This window comes from Aquifex sp. (assembly GCF_056494385.1).
Window position 1 is genome coordinate 1 of record NZ_JBSLZM010000104.1, and the last position, 7164, is coordinate 7164.

Annotated in this window: 9 protein-coding genes; 7 read left to right on the forward strand and 2 right to left on the reverse strand. The window is 43.9% G+C overall.

What is annotated here, in order from left to right; all coding sequences use genetic code 11:
• Together gspC and ACWB1W_RS07925 are read left to right on the forward strand one after the other, a co-directional pair.
• Positions 1-627, forward strand: a 627-nt coding sequence (gspC, locus tag ACWB1W_RS07920; RefSeq protein ID WP_479370830.1) for a type II secretion system protein GspC, incomplete at its 5' end; no start/stop codon positions are given.
• On the forward strand, positions 611-2020 hold the full coding sequence (locus ACWB1W_RS07925) for a GspE/PulE family protein (RefSeq protein WP_479370831.1): 1410 nt from the start codon (positions 611-613) through the stop codon (positions 2018-2020). The genes gspC and ACWB1W_RS07925, both read left to right, overlap by 17 nt.
• Here ACWB1W_RS07925 and ACWB1W_RS07930 read toward each other — a convergent pair.
• Together ACWB1W_RS07930 and eno are read right to left on the reverse strand one after the other, a co-directional pair.
• On the reverse strand, positions 2010-2327 hold the full coding sequence (locus ACWB1W_RS07930; protein WP_479370832.1) for a hypothetical protein: 318 nt from the start codon (positions 2325-2327) through the stop codon (positions 2010-2012). The genes ACWB1W_RS07925 and ACWB1W_RS07930 overlap by 11 nt on opposite strands.
• Complete coding sequence (gene eno, locus ACWB1W_RS07935) at positions 2269-3558, reverse strand: phosphopyruvate hydratase (protein WP_479370833.1); 1290 nt, start codon at positions 3556-3558, stop codon at positions 2269-2271. The genes ACWB1W_RS07930 and eno overlap by 59 nt, the downstream gene beginning before the upstream one ends.
• A 15-nt stretch (positions 3559-3573) precedes the next feature.
• On the opposite strand from eno, the gene ACWB1W_RS07940 reads away from it, so the two are divergent.
• The 5 genes from ACWB1W_RS07940 to ACWB1W_RS07960 all read left to right on the forward strand — a co-directional run.
• Positions 3574-3942, forward strand: coding sequence for a DUF1232 domain-containing protein (locus tag ACWB1W_RS07940; protein WP_479370834.1), 369 nt, complete (start codon positions 3574-3576; stop codon positions 3940-3942).
• On the forward strand, positions 3942-4919 hold the full coding sequence (locus ACWB1W_RS07945; RefSeq protein WP_479370835.1) for an ABC transporter permease: 978 nt from the start codon (positions 3942-3944) through the stop codon (positions 4917-4919). Before ACWB1W_RS07940 ends, ACWB1W_RS07945 begins: the two co-directional genes overlap by 1 nt.
• Positions 4920-4933: 14 nt before the next feature.
• On the forward strand, positions 4934-5233 hold the full coding sequence (gene secG / locus ACWB1W_RS07950; RefSeq protein ID WP_479370836.1) for a preprotein translocase subunit SecG: 300 nt from the start codon (positions 4934-4936) through the stop codon (positions 5231-5233).
• Positions 5199-6014, forward strand: a complete 816-nt coding sequence (gene prmC, locus ACWB1W_RS07955; protein WP_479370837.1) for a peptide chain release factor N(5)-glutamine methyltransferase — start codon at positions 5199-5201, stop codon at positions 6012-6014. Before secG ends, prmC begins: the two co-directional genes overlap by 35 nt.
• On the forward strand, positions 6005-7164 hold a 1160-nt coding region (locus ACWB1W_RS07960; protein ID WP_479370838.1), incomplete at its 3' end, for a hemolysin family protein. The genes prmC and ACWB1W_RS07960, both read left to right, overlap by 10 nt.

The window sequence follows — 7164 nt, forward strand, 5'->3', positions numbered from 1 at the left end:
GGAAAGTTCTTCAGCTACAGTGAAAGTATAAGTGAACTTCCCTTGACCGATAACTCCCGAGATGTAACTCCTCCGGGTTTCGCCATTAAGGGTATTATCCTATCCGAAAAATTAAGGGGGATTTTCCTTAGAGACGGAAGTAAGACATTCTTCCTTGAGGAAGGGAAAAGCTACAAAGGATTCACACTTATAAAGGTAGGAAAGAAAGATGCAACCTTCAGAAGGGGAAATAAACTTTTTACCCTAAGGTTTGAACCGGCTAAGGGGAACAAAACACTTGCAATGAGTGCGAATACAACTAACATACCGAGGGAGGTAGTTATAAGTAGAAGGGAGATAGAAAGGATAACGAAGGACCCTGCTAAGATGTTCACTCAGATAAGACTCGTTCCCTACATTAAAAACGGAAGAACCGAAGGGTTTATATTTGAGTGGGTAAAGCCCGGAAGCTTGTTCTACAGACTCGGAATAAGGAGGGGAGACATACTCGTTTCCATAAACAATATGACTATAACGAGCGGTGAAGATGCTTTTAGGATATTGCAGATGATTAGGAACGAACCTAATCTAAAAGTAGTTCTTATCAGAAAGGGTAAAAGGGAGGAAATAGATGTCCGAATTGAGTGAAGGTTTAGAGTTTATAGTGGAGTATGAGGACGAAAACGAAGCTTTATTGGTTGTTCCCAAGGGCTTTAACCCTCTCGTAGTTGAAGAGTTTCGTTTTAAAAAAAACAAGGATATAAAACTAAAAGTAGTTGAACCCGAAGAGTATGCAAAGCTTGTTCAGGAGAAGATAAGTTCTCAAGAGCTCGAGCTTGAGACGGAAATGGAAGAAAACAAAGATGGTGTAGACATTTTATTTCAAAGAGACAGCTCGCCCGCGGTCAGGCTGGTTAACACAGTCCTCATAAAAGCCTCCTCGGTTTCCGCTTCCGATGTTCATTTTGAACCTTATGAGGACGAAACTGTAGTAAGAATAAGGATGGACGGAGTTCTTCACGACTATATGAGGATACCACCCCAGACGTATCAGGAGGTTGTCTCCCGTATAAAGGTTATGGCAAAACTGAACGTTGCGGAGAGGAGAGTTCCCCAGGACGGGAAAATAAGGGTGAAGATAGGAAGTAAGGATTACGATATAAGAGTTTCCGTCGTTCCTACGGTTTTCGGGGAAAGGGTTGTATTGAGACTTCTTGAGAAGACGGGGAAACTCCTCACCCTTTCAGACCTCGGTCTTTCTGAAGAAGACCAAAAGAAAGTAAGGAGGTTGGCGGAAAAACCTTACGGTATAGTTCTCGTAACCGGACCCACGGGAGCGGGAAAATCAACAACCCTTTACGCAATGCTTCTCCACATAAAAAGTCCGAAGAGGAACATAATAACAATAGAAGACCCTGTTGAGTATCAGGTAAAGGGTATAAGCCAGATACAGGTAAACCCGAAAGTAGGTCTTACCTTTGCCCAGGGGCTTAGGGCTATCCTGAGACAGGACCCGGACGTGATAATGGTAGGTGAGATTAGGGACCCCGAAACCGCAGAGGTTGCGGTTCAAGCTGCACTTACGGGACACCTCGTTTTATCAACAGTTCACACAAACGACGCACCGTCCGCGGTAACGAGACTGAAAGACATAGGTATAGAACCTTTTCTTATAGCTTCCTCACTTGAGGGAGTAATAGGCCAGAGGCTTGTAAGAAAGATATGTGAGCACTGTAAGGAGCCCTATACGCCCGACAAGGAGGAGTTAAAAGAGCTGGGTCTTGAAGGTGGGGAATACGTATTTTACAAAGGTAGGGGATGCGAGAACTGTCTCGGAACGGGATACAGGGGAAGAACGGGTATATTTGAAGTTCTTGAGGTGAACGATGAGTTGAAGAAATTGATTAACAAAACCCAGGACGCAAATGTTATAAGAGGAGAAGCGAGAAAGTTCGGCTTTAAAACCATGCTTGAGGACGGAATAGAGAAGATTCTCAAGGGTATAACCACGAGTAGCGAGGTTCTCAGCGTCATTCGTTGATTATGATAATTTTTTCACCCTTTTTTATCTTAAACAAATACTCTCTTATGAACCTCTCTTTTACCTCCCTCGGGTTTTCCTTAAGCTCATCGTATAAGCTCTCAAGCTTTTCTTTTTTTTTCAGTTCCTCCTTTATGTTTTCTTTGAGTTCTTCTTTAAATTTTTTTATTTTAATTAGGTCAAAAACCGTAGGTTTTGAAATAAATAAATTAACAAATGTATTTAAAAGAAGGAGAAAGAGAAAAAGTTTAAGTATTTTCTTTGAGAAACCTGTAGAACTCCTCCCTTCCCCAGAAGAGTGCTCCATCGCCTAACCTCTCCTCTATCCTTAAGAGCTCGTTGTATTTCGCTATTCGGTCCGTTCTTGAAGCGGAACCCGTCTTTATCTGGCCTGCGTTTGTAGCGACGGCAAGGTGAGAGATAAAGGTATCCTCGGTTTCTCCCGAACGGTGTGAGATTATAGCGGAGTATCCTCTTTCCTTTGCGAGCATAACAGTATCAAGGGTTTCGGAAACGGTTCCGATCTGGTTTAGTTTAACCAGTATGGCATTTGCTACACCGTTTTCTATTCCCTTTCCCAAAATTTTCGGATTTGTGGTAAACAGGTCGTCCCCCACAAGCTGAACCCTGCTACCGAGCCTTTCCGTTACCAGTTTCCACCCTTCCCAGTCGTTTTCACTCATGGGGTCTTCTATTGAAACAACGGGATACTTTTCAACTATTTTCTCGTAAAACTCTATCATATCTTCAGCCCTCATCTCCTTTCCTTCAAACCTGTAAATCCCGTTCTCGTAAAACTCGGAGGATGCAACGTCAAGGGCAAGGAGTATGTCCTCTCCCGGCTTGTATCCCGCCTTCTCTATTGCCATCATAAGGAGGTCAAGGGCTTCCTCGGAAGAGTTCAGATTTGGTGCAAATCCTCCTTCGTCTCCAACGTTTGTTGAGTATCCCTTCTCTTTTAGAATCTTCTTAAGGTGGTGGAACGTCTCAACACCTGCTCTGAGAGCTTCCCTGAAGGAACTTCCGCATACGGGAACAATCATAAACTCCTGTATGTCAAGGTTGTTATCCGCATGAGCCCCTCCGTTTATAACGTTCATTAAAGGAACGGGTAGTCTGTATCCGAACTTACCCCCGAGGTATTCGTAAAGAGGTATACCAAGCTCGTTAGCACTTGCCCGTGCCACAGCCATGCTTGTCCCGAGTATTGCGTTTGCCCCGAGTTTGCTTTTGTTTTCGGTTCCGTCAAGTTCTATAAGTATGCTATCTATCTCCCTCTGGTTGAAAGGGGATAACCCCTTTAAAGCTTTAGCTATAACGCTATTTACGTTATCAACCGCCTTTAGAACACCCTTCCCGAGGTATCTCTTTGGATCTCCGTCTCTGAGCTCAAGGGCTTCCCTTTCTCCCGTAGATGCTCCGCTCGGAACTATAGCCCTTCCCACAGTACCGCTTTCAAGCTCTACCTCAACCTCTACTGTTGGGTTTCCCCTTGAGTCAAGAACCTCCCTTCCGTGAACCCTTACAATCCTTGACATGTATACTATCTTACTATGGAGAAGCACCTTGAAAGGTTTAAAGGAGAGGAGTACAGGGATATAGATAAGCTCAAACAAGCTTTTAGGAAGAAGCTCTCCGAAGTTCCTCCAACTATGGAATACGTTAGAAACTTAATTCTTGACGCTAAGCTCCTCTTTAGAATTCTCACCGACCCGAACTTTGAACTGAGTCAAGAGGCGAGGGATGACTTCACAGCCGCCCTCTGGTATTTCATAGAGAAGAAGGACCGCATACCCGACTGGATTCCCATAATAGGGTATTGGGACGACTACAAGGTAATCAGGTATGTTAAAGAAAAGCACAAGGAGGAGATAGATAAATATTTTCAGGAAACTAAGTTTTTTATAGCTAACTACTTTTAATGTTCAGGTTTGTCCTCTTCAGGATTCTTCAAGCCATTCCCACCCTTTTGGGTGTTACATTTCTTTCCTTCGTTATTATAAAGCTCGCTCCCGGGGATTACCTTGACCAGCTAAAACTGAATCCACAGATATCTCCCGAGACCATAGAGAGACTGAGGGAACTTTACGGTCTTGATAAGCCCCTCCTTGTTCAATACCTACTGTGGTTAAAGAATGCTGTTTTCTTTGACCTCGGTTATTCCTTTCAGTATCACGCCCCCGTTCTTGACCTAATCCTTGAAAGAATTCCCAATACCCTTTTCCTCTCGGTTAGCTCTGCACTCTTTGCCTGGCTACTTGCCATTCCCCTTGGAACCCTTGCCGCTTTCAAGGAGAACAGTGTTGTGGATAAACTCATTCAGGCCTTTTCCTACACATTTTTCTCAATACCCTCCTTCTTCCTCGCCTTTATACTCCTTCTGTTTGCATCAAAGACGGGCGTTCTCCCTATAGGAGGTATACACAGCCCCGAGTTTGAAAAGCTAAGCCTTACCGAGAAGGTTGTTGACGTTTTAAAGCACTTACTTATCCCCTCTATGGCACTTGGTCTTGTTTCCCTGGCATCCTTGACCAGACTGGTGAGGAGTGCGGTTCTTGAGGTTCTCCACAGTCCTATGATAACTATGCTAAAAGCAAAGGGAGTTGGGAAGGTAACTCTTTTCAAACACGTTCTTAAAAACGCTATGAACCCCTTTACTACCCTTCTGGGATACGAGATAGCGAACCTGATATCGGGGGCAGCGTTAATAGAGATAATCGTAGGATGGCCCGGTATGGGTATGCTTATGTTGAACGCTGTTCTCTCCCAGGACCTCTTTCTCGTTATGGGAGGGCTTTACATAGGAACGATTATGCTTATCGTGGGTAACCTTATAGCTGACCTCCTACTCGCATACATAGACCCGAGGGTTAGGGAAAGGGCCTTCGGGAAATCGTGATAAATTATAAAACTATGTATTACGCACTCCTTACCCTGTTTGTGATAGTTGCGGTTCTCCTCCTCATAGCGACACTTCTCCAAAAGAGCAGGGGAGACGTTGGAGCTGCTTTCGGAGGAAGCATGGGACAGTCCATATTCGGCGTGGGCGGAGTTGAAACCCTTCTTACGAAAGCAACCTACTGGCTCGGAGCTCTTTTCCTCATTCTCGCACTTCTTATATCAATAGTTCCGAGGGAGAAGGGCTCGGTTATTGAAAAACTTGAAAAAACGGAACAAAGTGAAGATAAGGGAGCTTCTCAAGAAGGAAAGTGAACACGAGAGGGATGCCCGCATAATCCTCTCTCACCTTCTCGGTGTAAAGCCCTCGGAACTCGTACTTTTTGAGGATAAGGAGATTCACGAAGAGGTTATAAAGAAGTTTAAAGAACTTGTGGAGAAGAGAAAGGAGGGATATCCCGTAGCATACCTCATAGGGGAGTGGGAGTGTATGGGGAGAACCTTTAAGGTTGAGGAAGGTGTTTTAATACCAAGACCAGAAACCGAAATACTTATAGAGAAAACCCTAGAGAAAATACCGAGGGATAAAGAGATGGTTGGTTTTGAGCTTGGTGTGGGAACGGGATGTATATCCATAAACCTCCTACTTGAGAGACCTCTTTTAAGGATGGAAGGTAGCGATATAAACCCGAAGGCGGTAAAACTGGCAACGGAAAACGCAAAGATACACAAGGTTGAAAACAGGTTTAAGGTCTTTCTCGGAAACGGCTTTGAACCCGTCAGGGGAAAGGTTTACGACTTTGTAGTTTCAAACCCTCCCTATATTCCGAAAAAGTTCTGGGACTTTCTACCCGAGGAGGTAAGGAAGGAGGGATACAGCTCCGTAATAGCGGGAAAAAAGGGGTACGAGTTTTACGAAATAATAGCTGAAGAATCTCCAAAGCTCCTAAAGGAAAAAAGTTTTGTAGCCCTTGAGATAGGACACGACCAGGGGGATATTGTGAGAAAACTCTTTGAAGACAAAGGTTTTAAGGTTAGGATTTTTAAAGATTACTCGGGCTACGATAGGGTGGTGATAGCGGAAAGATGGAGCTGATAGGTTTCTTAATAGGGGTTTTCTTTTTCATTTTCCTTGAGGGATTCTTTGCAGGTTCGGAAATTGCTCTTCTTAATGCGGACAAAGGTATACTGAAGGCGGTTTACAGGAAGAGGAAATACAGATTCATAAAGCACTTTCTGGATAATCCCGAGGAATACATAACCCTTACCATGCTCGGATACACCCTATCAATAGTTCTCGCATCAACACTTTACACGCTCTTTTTACTCAATCTCTCAAAATACGTTCCGGCTATAAGGGGAAAGGAAGTTCTCCTCGCGGAAAGCCTCGTGATACTTACGATTATCCTCGGTGAGATAATACCAAAGAGCTTATTTCAACATTACGCGGATAAGGTAGTAATACCGAGCCTTTTCATACTTGATAAACTCAGGTTAATTTTCAAGCCCTTCTTACTTCTTGCGAAGTTCATAAGCAGGACGATAACAAAGCGCTTCAAGGTTTCCGAGGAAAAGGTAAGGAGGGAAGACCTTATAGCCCTCTTGCGGGAGGATAAAACCTTTTCCGAGTCAATAAGCTACATAGTTTCAAACATTCTTTCCTTCAAAAGCAGGAGAATAGGTGAGATAGTTAAACCCCTTTACGAGGTCGTTATGATTCCCGATACCGCAACGGTGGGGCAAGCGGTTGAACAGATTAAGAAGACGGGATACTCAAGGATACCCGTTTACAGGGAAAGGGTTGACGACATTATCGGTTACATAAGTGCCTATGACCTCATAGATAAAGACATAAACGAGCCCGTGAAAAAGTATATAAGGCAGATTCTCGTCTTCAGCGAGTATACCTCCCTTCCGGAAGTCCTCAAGGTATTTAAAGAGAAAAAGGAACACATAGCGGTCGTTGTTGACGAAAGGGGCATAATCCTCGGAATAATAACGATTGAGGATATCTTTAAGGAAATTCTGGGATACCTCGCTTCCGAAAGTGAAGAAAAACCGCTTGTGAGAGAGATAAGTAAGGATAAATGGGTTGCGGAAGGAAAGATTGAAGTAAACGAGTTTAAGCGTATTACGGGAATAAACATTCCGGAAGGTCCTTACAACACCCTCGGGGGTTTTCTTACATACAGGCTGGGAAGGATACCGAAGAGGGGAGAGGTCGTGAATTACGACGGATACCTTTT

What these genes read in the sequence shown, in the direction of transcription:
- eno (WP_479370833.1), bottom strand. Translation starts at nt 3,558, where the DNA reads ATGTCAAGGATTGTAAGGGTTCACGGAAGGGAGGTTCTTGACTCAAGG.
- ACWB1W_RS07925 (WP_479370831.1), top strand. Translation starts at nt 611, where the DNA reads ATGTCCGAATTGAGTGAAGGTTTAGAGTTTATAGTGGAGTATGAGGAC.
- ACWB1W_RS07945 (WP_479370835.1), top strand. Translation starts at nt 3,942, where the DNA reads ATGTTCAGGTTTGTCCTCTTCAGGATTCTTCAAGCCATTCCCACCCTT.
- secG (WP_479370836.1), top strand. Translation starts at nt 4,934, where the DNA reads ATGTATTACGCACTCCTTACCCTGTTTGTGATAGTTGCGGTTCTCCTC.
- ACWB1W_RS07940 (WP_479370834.1), top strand. Translation starts at nt 3,574, where the DNA reads ATGGAGAAGCACCTTGAAAGGTTTAAAGGAGAGGAGTACAGGGATATA.
- ACWB1W_RS07930 (WP_479370832.1), bottom strand. Translation starts at nt 2,327, where the DNA reads ATGGAGCACTCTTCTGGGGAAGGGAGGAGTTCTACAGGTTTCTCAAAG.